The organism is Bartonella tamiae Th239, assembly GCF_000278275.1.
Taxonomy (GTDB): Bacteria; Pseudomonadota; Alphaproteobacteria; order Rhizobiales; family Rhizobiaceae; genus Bartonella; species Bartonella tamiae.
Genome location: NZ_JH725147.1, coordinates 935,603 through 952,571, shown reverse-complemented (window position 1 = coordinate 952,571; position 16,969 = coordinate 935,603). Strand labels below are relative to the sequence as shown.

Sequence of the window (16,969 nt, the reverse complement as noted above, 5' to 3'; positions counted from 1 at the left end):
AACCTCGTATAATTTAAGGCTTTGTCTTTTTGACAAGGTCTTAAATTATGCTCAATACCTTTAATTTACTCATAACACATTATATGCAAGATGCTAAAATGACTTGGTCTTTCATTTCAACTGCCATCGTCTTGCCATAGTCATTTTATAAAGTATTTCCATACATAGACTGTTAACCATTCCATAATACACTGAAAGATAACATAAAGCAGTTATTAAATGGTCAATAATGTTTCTTTCTGATAGAATTTTAGACAAAAAGTCATGGGATTTAAATATTCAATTCTTTTATGTTACATTGAATGATCGTTGCCAATGTTTAATAAAGAATGTTTAAAGTGGTGGATGGCAGTTTGAAAATATCATCTTGTAAATTGCGCAGTTTCGTCTTTGCAATCTTAAGCTTAAGTATGGTTTTTCCTATATTGTTTGCTGCACATGCTCACGCTGAAACACGTTCACTAAAACTATATTTTATTCACACACGTGAAAAGGCTGAAATTGTTTTTAAACGCGATGGAAAATACGATCAAGATGGCTTAAAACGCTTAAACGTATTTTTGCGTGATTGGCGTCGCAATGAACCAACCAATATGGATCCAAGATTATTTGATTTAATTTGGGCCGTTTATAAAGCAAGCGGCTCGCGCGATTATATTAATGTTGTTTCTGCTTATCGTTCACCTGCAACTAATAATATGTTACGTTCACGATCAAAAAATAGCGGCGTTGCTCAAAAAAGCCAGCACACTCTTGGTCGCGCAATGGATTTTTTTCTACCCGATGTTAATCTCGCAAAATTACGCGCCGTAGGTATGAAACAACAAGGTGGCGGTGTTGGATATTATCCAAAATCTGGTTCTCCTTTTATTCACATGGACATTGGCAATGTACGCCATTGGCCTCGGATGACCCGCAAAGAACTTATGGCCTTATTCCCTGATGGCAAAACAATGCATGTCCCAACCGATGGGAAAGCATTTTCTGGCTATGCGCAGGCAAAAGCTGAATGGGAAACACGCAAAAATGCACCGATCGTTGTGGCAAAAAACACAGGAGGAAGTCAGAAAAAGGGTCTTTTTGCCTCACTTTTTGGTAAAAGTGATAAGCAAGAACAACCAACTCCTGCACCTGTAAGAGTGGCAACTGCACAACCAATCATTGCTCAAGCTGTGCCTGCGAATGTTTCTCTTCCTCAAAATGATGCACCCTTGCCTGAATTATCACCGTTACGCAACGCGCAAAATAAGGGCGACGATATACCCGCTCTTATTAATGAACCAGAAGAAACAAATACACCGCTTGTCGCTTATACAGCTACAGCCATTCCCGTACCTTCATTAAAACCTGACACTGGTGATGATTTGACAAATAATGAGACAGTTATTGCATCCATTCCTATGCCAGAAAAACGGCCTCATCTTGAAAACAATAATAACGACAACAACCGACAAACAAATATAGTGGTCAATGAGCCTAAAGATGAGATTGGTTCTTTAATAGCGGATAATAGCCAAGAGCTAAGCATAAAGGAACCAAAAGTCGCCTTAAATACAACGACAATAAAAACTTATTCATCTATGAACAGTTATGAAAATGAAAACACTGCCTCACTTGACATTAATGATATTATAGCTGTGCCTGATGATGATTACTATGAAGAAGATGAAGACTACGCTGACAATGAAGATCAAGGCACAGATCAAAATATGGTGGCTTCAATTGCACATACAAAAATAGCCCCAAAAGCTGATCGCCCTGAACAAGATGACGTGGCAAATATCATTGCTGAAGATAAACAAATCAGCGATTTTTCCATGGCACCCGAAGATGAATTAAGACAAGTTCCTAATATTGTTTTTGTTTCAGGGCTTGAAAAGAGTGAAGAAACATCAAAAATTGCTCAACTTACTGGAAAAGCAATTAATTTTCACGCTGTTGCACGCACTTATTAATTAACACATCTGTTGCGCCAATCTCTTTAATCTATTGAATATTTATCAACAGATTATAATAATAGTCCATATAAAAGCTCTTGACCTTCCCATAAGGGTAACCCTCAAATAAAATGAAAAGGGTAAAATTCTTGGCACGCTTTTATAATCAGTCAAAAAATTTAAACACAAAGTCTGCATCTCTTAAACCCATAATATTGGATATTATGGGCATGCATTGTGCTTCGTGTGTCAATCATGTTGAAAAAGCAATAAAAAGCATTGATGGAGTGGACAGTGTCAATGTGAATCTGGCTACCCAAAAAGCTCAGATAATAATGTCTGCGCCTGTAAAAGCATCAAACATCGTCAAAGCAGTAGAAGTTTCTGGCTATGCGGTTGATGTAAAAACAATAACGTTTGCTATTTCCGACATGCATTGTGGTTCATGTATATCACGAATTGAAACTGCTTTAAACGCAGTATCAGGCACTATGTGTGCAAATGTTAATTTGGCGACAAATCAAGCCACTGTCAAAGTTATTGAACAGGCAGGTATTCAACAAGCGCTTGAAGAGGCTGTTGTAAAGGCTGGTTATCATATTCAATCGGTACAATCACAAGAAAGCGTTGATCAAAAAGAGAAAAAAACCAATCGTTTACAACAGGCTTTTATAGTCTCTTTTATTCTTACACTACTTGTTTTTATTATTGAGATGGGCACACATTTCAATACATTTTTTCATACTTGGTTATCAAACGTTGTTCCAACTTTTTCCATACGTATAATCGAATGCCTGCTGATAACTATTGTTTTATTTGGACCAGGATGGCGTTTTTTTAAAATTGGTATTCCTCATCTTTTACGTGCAAGACCAGACATGAATTCGCTTGTGGCTGTTGGTGCATTTTCTGCTTGGATTTATTCGGTCATAGCAACGTTTTTAGGACACTCTATGCCGCAAGGCACCAATCATGTTTATTTTGAAGCCGCAGGTGTCATCGTCACCCTCATACTTCTTGGGCGTTGTCTTGAAGCACATGCAAGAAAGCGTACGAGTGGTGCAATTTCCTCTTTAGCAAAATTAAAACCAACGCATGCCACCATTGTAGATCAAACAGGTGAAAAAAAAATTGATGTTAAAGACATTGCGATTGGTGATAAAATTATTGTACGTCCAGGCGAAAGATTTCCTGTCGATGGACGCATTATCATAGGCACATCGTACATTGATGAATCAATGATCACTGGTGAGCCCCTACCTGTTGCCAAAACAAAAAATGACCCCGTATTTTCTGGAACAATTAATGGGAACAGCGCAGTGACATTTTGTGCGGAAAAAATCGGAAAAGATACTTTTATCTCTCAAATACAAACCATGGTTGAAAATGCTCAAGGGGCAAAATTACCTATTCAAAGCTTGGTTGATAAAATAACTGTCTGGTTTGTTCCTACTATATTCGTCATTGCCATATTAACCTTTTTTCTTTGGCTTACTTTAGGTCCTGCTTCTTCATTGCCGCATGCACTTATTGCTGGTGTTTCTGTACTCATTGTTGCTTGTCCTTGTGCTATAGGGCTTGCGACACCAACGTCTATTATGGTGGGCACTGGAAAAGCTGCTCGTATGGGCATATTATTTCGTCATATAGACGCTTTACAAACGCTTAACAAAACTCGTCTTATCGCTTTTGATAAAACGGGAACATTAACACAAGGAAAACCCACACTTTCCGACTTTATGACCACGCAAAATTTTCAAAAAGATGATGTCCTCACTTTGGTCAGTGCCATTGAAGTATGCTCAGAACATCCCATAGGCAAAGCCTTTGAAAACTACACCCAAAAAAACAAAATAACACTGCCTGAAGTTCAGTCTTTTGATAATAAACCTGGTTATGGTTTGATCGGTAAAATTGATGCTGACCAAATTATCATCGGCTCACAACGCTTTATGCAATTGTATAGTATAGATACAAGCCCCTTTAGCCAAGTCGCAGCACTTTTTGAAAAAAAGGCAAAAACTGTTTTTTATGCCGCAATAAATAACCAAATCGCCGCCATATTTTGTGTTAAAGATCGTATTAAATCTGACAGTATCGAAACACTGCAGGCACTTAAAGCCATGAACATTCGAACTGCCCTTATTACCGGTGACAATGAAACAACAGCGACGATAATCGGTCAAAAAATCGGTGTTGATTTTATCTTTTCCAATGTTTTACCCTCTGGTAAAGTCAAAGCACTGGAAAAATTGCGCCAAGAAAATTATCCCGTTACATTTGTTGGTGACGGTATTAATGATGCACCAGCCTTAGCCAATGCTGATGTCAGTATTGCTATCGGAACAGGAACCGATTTAGCGATAGAAAGCGCTGATATTATTCTTATTTCAGATGATCTTAATGCATTGATTCATGCTATACATATTTCTAAAAAAACATTGCGTAACATTAAACAAAATTTGTTTTGGGCTTTTTGTTACAACATTGCTTTAATTCCTATTGCCGCAGGTGCCTTTTATATCGCTTGGGGAATTCAATTGTCGCCTATTTTTTCAGCCGCTGCAATGGCACTCTCAAGCATTTTTGTACTTCTTAATGCTTTACGCCTAAACCATATTTAAATAGAAAAAGTGATTATTCTTGATTTAAAAAAATAAATAGACAAAATTAACTGATAAGCTTTAAATTTTGAGGAAATCTAAAGTTTAGGAAGAAAATTTTGTTTTACAAAAAAAAATTCATACTCTTTTTTTGAAACGAAAACTGATAAACATTAAAAAGGATTTTTCTTTTATTGATTACCATAATGTTGGTACGTTTTTAAAAAAATTATTTCTAAGTTCACTTTTTTTCAAAAGATATCCAAGCGGAGGAGGAAACCAGCATGGATCAAAAATTTATCGCAAATATAAAAGCGAAAAAAATTTATCATGCGCAAAACAAAAAACGTCACCCAATGGGTAAAATTTTAACACCGATCGCACTGATCGTTTGTGATGATTTTATCAGACTTATTGCATTTTATAAAATTTTTTTGTTTAAGCGTATGAGAAATGGCGTAATAACTTTAGTCATTCCTTTAGGTATAAGCGTAATCCGTCATTATGATTGCACTTACCGAAATCTATGTTTTTTAATAAAATAGGGGAAAGAAATGTCTCAATATGATATTGCAGTGCTTGGAAGTATGAATATGGATATTTTCGTACAGGTCAAAGATTTTCCAAAAAATGGCGAAAACAGCTTTTGTGAAGGAATTTTCCCAGCACCTGGTGGAAAAGGTAATAATCAAGCAGTGAGTGCAGCTAAATTTGGTAAAAAAGTCACCATGATTGGCTGTATCGGTAATGATTCTGCAGGAAAACAACTAAAAGAAAATTTAGAAAATCGTAATATCGATACCAGTAATCTCCTTATCTTGGATGATATAATAACCAGCTCTTGTTGTGCAATTATTGATAAAAATGGAGATAATACATTACTTGTAAATATGACAGCCAATCTCGCGCTTAGTGAAGCTCATGTTACCAACGTATTTAATAAAATTGACGTTAAAGCTCTGCTTGTACAAATGGAAACGTCCAAAGAATCCATTTTAGCAGGATTAAAAGCAGCTAAAAAAAAAGGAATTTTCACCATTATAGATCCTGCCCCTGTTAATGGTATTGATGAACAATATTTTCACTATGCTGATTTAATTGTCCCCAATAGTAACGAAACAAAATTTATTACAAACATTGAACCTACAGACGAAGCAAGTGCGCTGGAAGCTGCAAAAATCATTGCAGATAAAGGTGTTAAAAATGTTATTGTAAAAATGGGACAAAACGGATGCTTATTATATCAAAAAGGACATAGTCAGTTTTATCCTTCAATGAAAGTTAAAGCGGTGGACACGGTGGGCGCGGGAGATTGTTTTGCAGGTGCTTTAGCAAGTCACTTCATTGAACATGATGACTTGGATGCTGCGATTAAATTTGCTCACATTGCTGCAGGTTTTAAAGTGTCGCGCTTTGGTGGACATGATGCAATTCCTACACTGGCTGAAATCAACAGCGTTCTTACAAAATATACGGAGCTGTCGTATGTTTGATTCATTAAATCAGTATTTTAACGGATTTATCAATCTTGGCGCTGCAGCAATGATGTTTTTCATCATTACAATATTATCTTTGCTTTTTAGAGTTAAATTTTTACGCGCATTAGAAGGTGGTATTTTGATGGCGACGGCCCTTACGGGTATGGGGGCTGTTATCAACCTATTAACCAGTAATTTTGCACCAGCGCTCACGAAATTCGTAGAATCTACTGGAGTTAAGCTTTCGATAACAGATTTGGGTTGGGCGCCTTTAGCTGTTATTACTTGGGGATCTATTTACACTCTTTACTTTGCCTTTATTTGTACTGTTGTGAATATATTTTTATTATCCATTAAAAAAGTAAAGACCTTAAACGTTGACTTATTTAATATTTGGAATTTATCGGTTTTAGGGCTTCTCACCATGTATTTTTCAAATGATAATTTGGTCTTAACAACCGTTTTTATCATTGTCATCTACACACTTATGCTCTTTAACTCTGATGCCATGCAACCTCAAATTAAGCATTTGCTTAATCTCGATAAAAAAAATATTACAACAACAGCACATCCTTCTTTATTAATCTGTCCTCCAGTCCTGATCATTAATTTACTTATTTCAAAATTCATCCCATTTATTGATAAATATGATTTTGATGCCGAAAAACTTAATGAAAAAATTGGTTTTTGGGGAAGTAAATTTGCCATTGGGATTTATTTAGGACTCTTTGTTGGCATTTTAGGTGGACTGTCTTTAAAAGAGCTTTTTGCTTTAGCATTTACCGCCGGTGTTTCTTTAGAATTATTTGCCGTTGTGGGTGGATGGTTTGGACCTGCAATCAAGCCTTTATCTGATGGAATTGCTCATATTATGGAAAAAAAATTCAATGGCAGGGAAGTCTTTGTTGCGATTGATTGGCCCATTTTAGCTGCAAGAGCCGAATTATGGGCAGTTGCAAATATTTTGGCGCCTATTTTGTTGATATTTGCCATTATCTTACCCGGTAATAGTGTATTACCGCTTGGCGGTATCATCCTCACCGTTCTTGCGCCTGCCTTGCTTGTGATTACACAAGGTAAAGTCATCAGAATGACAATTATCGGTACCGTTTTAATTCCCTTATTTTTATGGGCTGCGACCTTAATTGCTGAATTTGTTTCCAAAACATCATTAAAAATGGGGACATTTCCACCATCCCTTCATCAAGATCAACTCTTTTCATCCGTAGATTCGGATCCATTAGAAAAAATGCTTTCTATTCTCATATCTAAAGCCATTACACATCCAACCGCAGTTCTGGTTATTGGTGCAATAATTGCAACATTTGCTTACTTAGCAATGTTTATTTGGTATTTTAGAAAAATGAAAAAAATTAACACAACACAATTTACAAATTAAAAGGTTTTACAATGTCACAATTAGGTGCATCTTTAATGTGCGCTGACTTCCTCAATTTAGGAAGTCAAATTCAATCATTAGAAAAGGGAAATATTGATTTTTATCATATCGATATTATGGATGGTCAGTTTGTCGATAATTTTGCCTTAAGCATTGATTTTATCAAAGCAATTCGACCAACGACTCAAAAATTAATTGATGTCCACCTTATGGTTAAAAATCCCGATCGTTATATCAAATTATTAGCAGATGCTGGAAGCGATAGTGTTTCTATTCATAGTGAAGTAACGCCACATCTGCAAGCATCTTTGCAAAAAATCAAAGATTGTGGTATGAAAGCAGGCGTTGCCTTAAATCCTGCAACAAAAATTGAACATCTCGACTATGTTGCCGATAAAATGGATTTACTCCTATTAATGACCGTTAACCCGGGATTTGCAGGGCAAAAATTTATTCCAACGATGTATCAAAAAATTGCAGATGCCAAAAAATGGATACATCAACACAATCCAAATATCGTTATAGAAGTTGATGGAAATATCGGTGCAAGCACAATACCAGAATGCCATAAGAATGGTGCTGAAATGTACGTTTTAGGGACTAGCGCATTATTTAGAAAAGAAAATACAATCGAAAAAAATATTGAGATAACACGCGCATTATTTGTTTAAATTTTTATCCAATAAATATAAGAAAAACAATTTCATTCGATGATTTATCACTGTTTTTCGTTAAGTCCAAAACCACTTGTTTTTGTTGGAGTAGTATGAGAATATTTTTGAGAACGGGGAGATAAGCCTTGAAAATATCCACATTTTCAAGGCTTCTCAACTCAATTGCTGACAAAATTTTCCATATCACAAGGATATAAAAATAGCTTTAATAACCTTTGTTAAAAAAGCTAAAACAGGATAGATCATCAGCTATTTTCTTTCTATTATTTGCTTTTTATTATGCCATTTCATTAAAAAGAAGAGATTGTGAGCCAAGAGATCTTATGGATCAATCATCAAGGCATTTTACGGTTTTTTCGCCCTTAGAAAGTAATAGGAAACTTCAAAACGCCTCTTTTCATTTCGTTTGAATGCGATAAATATTGAAAACCATCCATTAAAAACACTTTATTTCTAACTGTTATGTCTGAAAATATAACATTCATTATTATCCTATTGCTACGATTTATTGTCTCATTTAAGACCTATCATCTAGGATAAAGAATTGAATATTCTTGACTTTAAACAATTATAGAGACACGATAATATTACGGACTTTAGATTTTGAAAAAAGCTAAAGTTTAGGAGTACATTTTGTTTTATAAAGAAAAGCTTATAATTTTTTTAATTAAAAACCGATAAAAGTTAAAACGGTTTTTTCTGTATTGATAAAATTGGTTTGACGCGTTTTGAAATTTTTTTTTTATGTTTGCATGATTTCTTTCAAAAAGATATCCAAGCGGAAGAGGAGACAAGCATGGATCAAGAAATTATCGCTCAAATAGAAGCAAATAAAATTATCGTGTTTTTAAGAAAAAACGTAATCAATTAGGTGGAATCTTAATACTCACCGCACTTATTGTTTATTACGGCTGGATTTGTCTTATTGCATTTAATAAAGAGTTTTTATCAAAGCGTATCTGAGATCGTGTAACAACCCTTGCCATACCTATGGGAATTGGCGTCATCATTATTACGGTGGTACTGACAGCGATTTATGTCTTTGTATCTTATAAAATATATGATAGCTATATTGATAAGATAAAACAAGAGGTCGAACGATGAATTGTATCTTACGTTTTTCACTCTATCTAATATCTTTTTTAACATTAAATTTCATAATTCTAAAGTCTGCTCACGCTGATACCATGCCCAAAACTTGGATAAACAACCGATTAATTGGTCCGCAAATAACATGTTTTTAAATACTTGTTGGCTAAACACTTTGAATAACAAAATTTGGAGTTTATGCTTGCATTGGAATTTGCAATTGCCGCATCCGCAAATTTTCCTATATTGATTTTGTCAATATTTTGGAGCAAATGCTCAAAACGTGAAGAGGTTATTGGATGTTTTCTTGGTTTATTATCATCTGTAAATTTAACCCTTCTTTCTCCAGCTGTCTGGGTTGATACATTTGGTTTTTCATCAGAAACTGTATTATTCCCTTATATTTCAACAGCGCTTTTTTCAACGATTTTAGGTTTTGGTGGGGTATGGTTCTTTACGATTATCGGCAAAAGCAAACGTGCAACCATAGACAAATCAGGATTTTTGGCTCAACGAATTAGATCAGAAACAAACATTTAAGCATCGCAAATATCAAGTCATTATATATAACTTTGATGTCATTGAACATATTTTAAAGCGGCTTTTGACGCTTTTAAGTTGTATTAAGATACATTCGAATTTATAATTTTATTCGTTTTTTATGAAAACAAAGAATAGAAATAATTTTTCACTCATAAATTGTCGAACCATTATTTCAAAATTGAAATTCGTGATCATCATTATTTGATATGAAACTTTATATCAATACATAAATTATAATAAAACCCAATTAGAAGCGCATTTTTGAAAGATAACTCCTTTGAATCTTATCGTTCTTATTATCATTATCATCGTTGGATTTTTTGCCGCATCACTCTTGGCAATTTATGCCTATGGACGATTTGCAAAAAGCGCGCGTGGTGAAGCTTCTTATGCTTTAGAAATCCAAAAGGGGCAAACCTCACTCGATAAAAAAATAGAGACCTTTGCACAAAGTCATCATGGTCTTGGTGTCGATCACGATGGACTTTCCCTTATCATAAGCAACCTTGATGCCTTTGCAGCACGTGCGGTAGGTACAAAACTTGCAGGCAGAAGTCTCGATCTCATGTATTATATTTGGGATGATGATATAACAGGGCGAGTTCTTCTTAATGAAGTGGTAGAAGCCGCAGATCGTGGCGTACGCGTGCGCTTATTACTTGATGATATTAACGCACAAGGCCGCGATCCAGCCTATGTGGTTCTTGATCAACATCCAAATATTGAAATTCGCATGTTTAATCCAGGTCGAGCGCGCAAAGGTGGCTTAAGGCGCGGATTGGAAATGGCATTACGCGCACTAACCGTTACACGTCGTATGCACAATAAAGCCTATATTATTGATGGCCGTGTTGCTTTTGTTGGTGGACGTAATATTGCTGATGCGTATTTTGACGCGGCCCAAAAATCCAACTTTCGCGATCTAGATGTTATGCTGATTGGTCCTTCTGTAAAACATGTTGAAGCGATCTTTGATCAATTTTGGAACAGTGAAGTGGCACTTCCTATTCATGCTTTAACGGTTCAAAAAAAGAAAAAAGATCTTTCACAATGGAAAGATATTTTGCATGAATATCGTAATTCAAAACAAGCCAAACCTTATTTGGATTATATTCACCAACATTTAAGTTTTGATCATTTTATGAAACATAAAAAAAATCTGTTTCCAACATCAAAGCTTAAAATCGTTTCTGACCCACCAGAAAAAGCACAAGGACGAAAAGTACAAAATTGGCTTATGAGCTATTTTGGCCCTCTGATTTATGGGGCAAAGCAAAAAGTTCAAATCACTTCGCCCTATTTTGTTCCAGGTAAAGGTGGAACACACCAATTATGCAAACTTGTTGCAAATGGCACTGAGGTACAAATTCTTACAAACTCATTATCGGCAACGGATGTTGCTGCAGTTCACGGTGGTTATGCACCCTATCGCAAACCTTTATTAAAAGGAGGCGTCAAACTTTTTGAACTTAAAGCTGAAGACGGTGTCAATCGATTGCATCTTTTTGGATCAGGGCGCGCTAGTTTGCATACAAAAGCTTTTTTGATCGATCAAAAAATCGCCTTTGTTGGATCTTTTAATTTTGATCCTAGATCTGCATCCTTAAATACAGAAATGGGTGTTCTTTTTGAATGTTCTCAAATTACAAGCCAGTTAAATTTTCTTTTTCAGGAAGAAATAACAGGTGAAATGAGTTATCATGTTCATCTTAGGCATAAGAATAATTTATGTTGGGATTTCATTGAAAACGGCAAACATCAAACAACTTATCAAGAACCTGATAGTCGTTTATGGCGACGCGTTTTTGCGAAATTGATCAGTTGGCTTCCAATTGAATCACAACTATGAAACATTAATGATACCTCATAAAGGGCTTCAATACATTAATATTAAAAACATTTGCTTCACCCATAATTGATATTCGTCATATTTTTCTTATCATTTCAACACGCAGTCATACTGACTTCTTTGATATGAAAATGAAATTTATGCTATGTAGTCGATATCTTCCGTTCAGACTATTTAACTTACTATTATGCAACACGTTTTCGTGTATTTAACCCCAAAAAAACAGTTTCTTTAAACAATATATGCATTATTTATCTCTCGTGCTCTTTCCATTTTGAATGCAACATGGTACGAACCAGCGTCAATCCATTAAGTGTATCAAAACAGTCCTGCCAAGAAAATTTGAGCAGACTTGTTGTTTATTAAAGGAATTTGACCATGGCAAAAATCATCGAAACAGCAACTGGCTCCCTCGCACTTACTTTTGATGATGTTCTTTTGCAACCTGGACATTCAGAAGTTATGCCAGGTCAGGTTTTTCTAAAAACACGTATTGCTGGTGATATAGAGCTCAACTTACCCTTGCTTTCTGCCGCCATGGATACAGTCACAGAATCGCGTTTGGCCATTGCCATGGCACAAGCTGGCGGTATTGGTGTCATTCATCGCAATATGACACCAGTAGAACAAGCTGAAGAAGTGCGTCAGGTTAAAAAGTTTGAATCAGGTATGGTTGTTAATCCTGTAACAATTGGTTCAAATGCCAGTCTTGAGGAAGCAAAAGCTTTAATGGTGTCTCATAAGATTTCTGGTATTCCTGTCGTTGAAAATGATCAGAAGGGTCCAGGCCGTCTTGTTGGAATTTTAACCAATCGTGATACGCGTTTTGCTTCAAACCCAAAACAAAAAATTCGTGAATTAATGACACATGAAAATCTCATCACAGTTGATGAAAATGTCCAGCATGAAGAAGCAAAAAGACTTCTTCATCACCATCGTATCGAAAAATTACTGGTAGTGGACAATGAAAATCGTTGTGTTGGTCTTATCACTGTCAAAGATATTGAAAAGTCACAATTAAACCCTAATGCCTCAAAAGACAACCAAGGACGCTTGCGCGTAGCAGCTGCAATCACGGTAGGTGATGATGGAAAAGAACGTGCTGAGCGATTAATAGATGCTGGTGTTGATATTCTTGTTATTGATACAGCCCATGGTCATTCTCAACGTGTTTTAGATGCCGTTAAAATGATTAAAAAAATGACAGGATCGACTGCAATTATTGCAGGAAACGTTGCCACACCTGAGGCCACGCAAGCACTTATTGATGTTGGAGCAGATGCCGTGAAAGTTGGTATTGGACCGGGTTCAATCTGCACAACGAGAATTGTTGCAGGTGTTGGCGTGCCTCAATTGTCAGCTATTATGGGTGCCGTTGAGATCGCTAGAAAAGCCAATATTCCGATCATTGCTGATGGCGGCATCAAATATTCAGGGGATCTGGCAAAAGCCCTTGCAGCTGGTGCAAGTGCTGCAATGGTTGGATCGCTCCTAGCTGGCACGGAAGAAAGTCCTGGCGACGTTTATCTTTATCAAGGACGATCATTTAAAGCTTATCGCGGAATGGGATCTGTTGGCGCTATGGCTCGTGGTTCTGCGGATCGCTATTTTCAAGCGGAAGTCAGAGATGAATTAAAGCTTGTTCCAGAAGGCATTGAAGGACAAGTAGCGTATAAAGGACCTGTTGGTTCGGTTCTTCATCAATTGGCTGGTGGCCTACGCGCATCAATGGGTTATGTGGGTGCACAAACATTGCAAGAATTTTATGAAAAAGCCAAATTTGTTCGCATTACAAACGCAGGACTTCATGAAAGTCATACACATAATGTTGCCATTACACGAGAAAGTCCTAATTATCCTGGATCAATTTAAACTATGGATGGGTAAAAAGTATAAAGCTGTTAATTGATTTCTCTGCAATCCACGACACAACTTCAATTTTAGTTTTAAAATGATAAATGTCTATTTTTAAACAGTATGAAAGATTGAGAAACTTTCAAAAACCATCAAAAGGTGTCAGATTTTTTTCAATATAGATTTTATAAGACAATGAATAAGTCCTGAGCTTAGTCAAAATATTTATCGCAATCGTCCTTATATAAATTTATTCTTTTATTAACTTAGACAACAAACGACAGTTGTAAATAAAAGTTAGAGAAAGACATAAGCTAGAAATTGAAACTTGTTCAGCTTCAATTTCTAGCTATTTAGGCTAAGAATCATAATTATGAATTCTTACCGCCCTTACGACCTGCTTCAGAAGCGCGTTGACGGTCATTTGCAAAGTTTCCTTTGTTTGACTTTTGTCTGCTTGCTGAAGATCCTGACTGATCGTTCGTTTTAGATGCTGCATTTTTCCCATTACTATGTGTAACCATGATATTTCTCCTTTTTGTTTGACTGGTATGAACCAGTTTAGGAAAAACGATTATGGTTAATAGTGGTTCCTTATCCATATTTAAAAATCAAGTGATAAAATTTTTCGCTTCTCGTAAAATGGAGTCTGCCAAGCTTTTGACCATTTGTGCAAAAAGTTTAAAATCCTCTAATCGTTGACTGCGCCGCCGCCACACAAGGTGAACCTCACGATAAGGAACTGGCATGCAAAAGGGAATAAGTTTTAAGTTTTCCTGGCGCATTTCAGTACTCACGGCTATTTGTGGTATAATTGTAATTCCAATTCCATTTTCGACCAATTGTAATAATGTGGTAAGTGAAGAGGCAGTGATATCATGGCGATATTCTTTGGTTTGACAAGCCTGTAAGGTCTGTTCACGCAAACAGTGACCTTCCTCTAAAAGAAGAAGCTTGTGGTTATCTAAATCGGCTTGATCTATTGTCTTATTAAAATGGACAAATTCATCTTTTGCAACAGCAAGATAAAATTGATCTTTAAAAAGTGGCTCAGAAATCAATTCATCACACTCAATTGGCAGAGCAGCAATAATCGCATCCACATGCCCAACACGTAGCATCTCTAACAAATTATCAGTTTTTGCTTCTTGTATCACAAGATTGAGCTTAGGATATAAGCGATGTGTTTGTGGCAATAAAAGTGGTAACAAGTAGGGTGCAATCGTCGGAATAATACCCAATTTTAATGGATGAGATAATGGTCCGTCATAATTGCTGGCCACATCAACCAATGCTGCCAGACGCAACAAAATATCATCGATAAGGGGTTGAAAATTTTTCCCTAATGGTGTGAGAAGAATACGTTTTGAGCTTCGTTCAAAAAGTGGTGCTCCAGCAGTTTTTTCCATTTCTGCTATTTGGACTGAAAGAGCAGGTTGAGAAATTCCTAATTTTTCTGATGCCTCACCAAAATGACCCTTTTTGGCAAGAACTTGAAAATAGCGCAATTGCCTTACGGTGAACATTATTCCTTTTACATTCCCATTAAAAAATAAAATTTAAGCATTCAAATTTTAAATAGCAACATTCACTACCATAATAAAATTTGTGCGACACTCTTGTTCATTTAATGTGATCAATTCAAATGTACAATCAAACATGTTGAGAAAATTATGCGAGTCACTGTTATTTTATAAAAACCTAAAAAAACGCATACTGTTCATCCAACTCAAAGGCACGAGTAAAACTTATAATGGTGATTCATTATAATTAAAAATGATCCTCTAGAATACAATTATAGCAGTACTGAAAGCGTTCAATCAGCGTTTACTTAGCTCTTAGTAAAAATCGTGCAAGAGAAATGTGGATTATTATGCGTAAAGAGAAGAAAACAATTTGCTTTAAATTGATCTCTTTCTCACATGCATAGTTTCCTTATCATGCACTTGATGCATCAATGACAATTCAAATATATTCATAATGATTTTACTAATGCATCAATGTTTGATCAATAATATTGGATTTATTATGTTTTGCATGACGCTCAAGAAGCTCGTCGCTTAAATCATTCATACCAATGAGGTCAACATGTGCCCCTTCACGGCGAAATTTTAAAACAATCATATCAATAGCAGCAACACTTGAAATATCCCAAATATGCGCCTTTGAAACATCTATAATAATATTGTCGATATTTTCACCAAAATCAAAACTTTTTCGAAAATTATCAACCGAAGCGAAAAAAAGTTGCCCTTCAACTTTATAGCTTCGCGTCTTTCCATCACTTGAAAGTGTTGATTGAATACGAAATTGTTTTGCTATTTTCCACGCAAAGAAAAACGTCGATAGTAAGACACCTGCTAGCACGCCAATCGCCAAATTATGAGTTGCTAAAACAAAAGCCACAACAACGATCGTAACAAGGGAAGAAGATTTTGGATTCTTTTTCAAATCCCGAAGAGACGACCAAGAAAATGTTCCAATAGAAACCATAATCATAATAGCAACCAGCGCCGCCATAGGAATTTTACTAACCCAATCATTAAATGCAAGCATCAAAACAAGCAAAACAAAGCCCGCTATAAATGTTGACAAACGCCCCCGTCCACCTGATTTGATGTTAATCATCGATTGCCCGATCATTGCGCAACCAGCCATACCACCAAAAAAACCTGTTACACTATTGGCAACACCCTGCCCGATACATTCACGATTTTTATTACTATCGGTATCAGTCAAGCCGTCAATAAGATTGGCGGTCATAAGGGATTCCAAAAGACCGACAGCGGCCACAGCAATCGAATAAGGAAAAATTATTTTTAATGTTTCGAAATTCAATGAAACATTTGGAATTAAAAATTCGGGCAATTGTTTTGGCAATTCGCCCATATCTCCAACAGTTCTTAAATCCATATTACCAAAAATTGCAATCGGCGTTAAAACGAGGATACAAATAAGCGGTGATGGAATGGCTCGGGTCAAACGAGGAAAAATATAAATTATCGCAAGTCCTGCAATTACCATAATATAGGTTGGATAAGCTACATTGGGTCCTATAAGCTCAGGCAATTGCGCCATAAAAATTAAAATTGCTAAAGCATTGACAAAACCTGTCATGACGGAACGTGATACAAAGCGCATCAAAGCACCAACACGGATCACTCCTAAACAAATTTGTAAAAGACCTGCCAAAACAGTAGCAGCCAATAAATAATTCAAGCCATATTCTCGTACCAATGAGCCCATTAAAACAGCGGTAGCCGCAGTGGCTGCCGAGATCATACCTGTGCGCCCACCAAAAAAAGAAATAACAATAGCGATAATAACCGATGCATAAAGTCCAACTTTTGGATCAACACCAGCAATAATTGAAAAGCCGATAGCTTCAGGAATAAGCGCAAGTGCGACAACAATGCCGGACAAAACATCGTTTCGTATATTGCCAAACCACTCCTGACGGAATGTTGCAAATCTAAAATTTTTCAAAATATAGTCTTTCTATCGGGATATAAATAAACATTCAACTGATGTTGCATTTATCTT

At 36.1% G+C, this 16,969-nt stretch carries 12 protein-coding genes and 1 pseudogene; 10 read left to right on the top strand and 3 right to left on the bottom strand.

What is annotated here, in order from left to right:
- Positions 1-329 precede the first annotated feature (329 nt).
- The 10 genes and pseudogenes from ME5_RS04215 (at position 330) to guaB (ending at position 13,444) form a co-directional block, all read left to right on the top strand.
- Complete coding sequence (locus ME5_RS04215) at positions 330-1,955, top strand: peptidoglycan L,D-endopeptidase MepK (RefSeq protein WP_008038773.1); 1,626 nt, start codon at positions 330-332, stop codon at positions 1,953-1,955.
- Between the two features lie 131 nt (positions 1,956-2,086).
- Positions 2,087-4,561, top strand: coding sequence for a heavy metal translocating P-type ATPase (locus tag ME5_RS04210; protein ID WP_008038754.1), 2,475 nt, complete (start codon positions 2,087-2,089; stop codon positions 4,559-4,561).
- A gap of 263 nt (positions 4,562-4,824) precedes the next feature.
- Positions 4,825-5,085, top strand: coding sequence for a hypothetical protein (locus ME5_RS04205; RefSeq protein ID WP_008038752.1), 261 nt, complete (start codon positions 4,825-4,827; stop codon positions 5,083-5,085).
- Positions 5,086-5,094: 9 nt separating this feature from the next.
- Complete coding sequence (locus ME5_RS04200) at positions 5,095-6,033, top strand: PfkB family carbohydrate kinase (RefSeq protein ID WP_008038751.1); 939 nt, start codon at positions 5,095-5,097, stop codon at positions 6,031-6,033.
- Positions 6,026-7,417, top strand: a complete 1,392-nt coding sequence (locus ME5_RS04195) for a PTS transporter subunit IIC (RefSeq protein ID WP_008038749.1) — start codon at positions 6,026-6,028, stop codon at positions 7,415-7,417. Before ME5_RS04200 ends, ME5_RS04195 begins: the two co-directional genes overlap by 8 nt.
- Before the next feature lie 11 nt (positions 7,418-7,428).
- Positions 7,429-8,088, top strand: a complete 660-nt coding sequence (gene rpe, locus ME5_RS04190) for a ribulose-phosphate 3-epimerase (RefSeq protein ID WP_008038746.1) — start codon at positions 7,429-7,431, stop codon at positions 8,086-8,088.
- Between the two features lie 852 nt (positions 8,089-8,940).
- Positions 8,941-9,195, top strand: a pseudogene (locus ME5_RS10975) (DUF485 domain-containing protein); the annotation flags it as partial.
- A 183-nt stretch (positions 9,196-9,378) separates the two neighbouring features.
- On the top strand, positions 9,379-9,720 hold the full coding sequence (locus tag ME5_RS04185; RefSeq protein ID WP_008038743.1) for an SLC5/6 family protein: 342 nt from the start codon (positions 9,379-9,381) through the stop codon (positions 9,718-9,720).
- 280 nt (positions 9,721-10,000) lie between these two features.
- Complete coding sequence (locus tag ME5_RS04180) at positions 10,001-11,572, top strand: phospholipase D family protein (RefSeq protein WP_008038738.1); 1,572 nt, start codon at positions 10,001-10,003, stop codon at positions 11,570-11,572.
- A gap of 378 nt (positions 11,573-11,950) precedes the next feature.
- Positions 11,951-13,444, top strand: a complete 1,494-nt coding sequence (gene guaB / locus ME5_RS04175; RefSeq protein WP_008038737.1) for an IMP dehydrogenase — start codon at positions 11,951-11,953, stop codon at positions 13,442-13,444.
- A 353-nt stretch (positions 13,445-13,797) separates the two neighbouring features.
- Here guaB and ME5_RS10365 read toward each other — a convergent pair whose 3' ends face one another.
- The 3 genes from ME5_RS10365 to ME5_RS04165 all read right to left on the bottom strand — a co-directional run bounded on the left by ME5_RS10365 (position 13,798) and on the right by ME5_RS04165 (position 16,912).
- The gene (locus ME5_RS10365) at positions 13,798-13,950 is read right to left on the bottom strand and encodes a KGG domain-containing protein (protein WP_008038727.1); all 153 of its coding nucleotides are present in this window, start codon (positions 13,948-13,950) and stop codon (positions 13,798-13,800) included.
- Positions 13,951-14,037: 87 nt separating this feature from the next.
- Positions 14,038-14,952, bottom strand: a complete 915-nt coding sequence (locus tag ME5_RS04170) for a hydrogen peroxide-inducible genes activator (RefSeq protein WP_008038708.1) — start codon at positions 14,950-14,952, stop codon at positions 14,038-14,040.
- A 463-nt stretch (positions 14,953-15,415) separates the two neighbouring features.
- Positions 15,416-16,912: a SulP family inorganic anion transporter gene (locus ME5_RS04165; RefSeq protein WP_008038706.1), complete on the bottom strand. Its 1,497-nt coding sequence runs from the start codon at positions 16,910-16,912 to the stop codon at positions 15,416-15,418.
- Between the last annotated feature and the right edge of the window lie 57 nt (positions 16,913-16,969).

Coding starts and splice junctions, on each gene's coding strand:
- ME5_RS04215 (WP_008038773.1), top strand. CDS start 330: ATGTTTAAAGTGGTGGATGGCAGTTTGAAAATATCATCTTGTAAATTG.
- ME5_RS04205 (WP_008038752.1), top strand. CDS start 4,825: ATGGATCAAAAATTTATCGCAAATATAAAAGCGAAAAAAATTTATCAT.
- ME5_RS04200 (WP_008038751.1), top strand. CDS start 5,095: ATGTCTCAATATGATATTGCAGTGCTTGGAAGTATGAATATGGATATT.
- ME5_RS04195 (WP_008038749.1), top strand. CDS start 6,026: ATGTTTGATTCATTAAATCAGTATTTTAACGGATTTATCAATCTTGGC.
- rpe (WP_008038746.1), top strand. CDS start 7,429: ATGTCACAATTAGGTGCATCTTTAATGTGCGCTGACTTCCTCAATTTA.
- ME5_RS04185 (WP_008038743.1), top strand. CDS start 9,379: ATGCTTGCATTGGAATTTGCAATTGCCGCATCCGCAAATTTTCCTATA.
- guaB (WP_008038737.1), top strand. CDS start 11,951: ATGGCAAAAATCATCGAAACAGCAACTGGCTCCCTCGCACTTACTTTT.
- ME5_RS10365 (WP_008038727.1), bottom strand. CDS start 13,950: ATGGTTACACATAGTAATGGGAAAAATGCAGCATCTAAAACGAACGAT.
- ME5_RS04170 (WP_008038708.1), bottom strand. CDS start 14,952: ATGTTCACCGTAAGGCAATTGCGCTATTTTCAAGTTCTTGCCAAAAAG.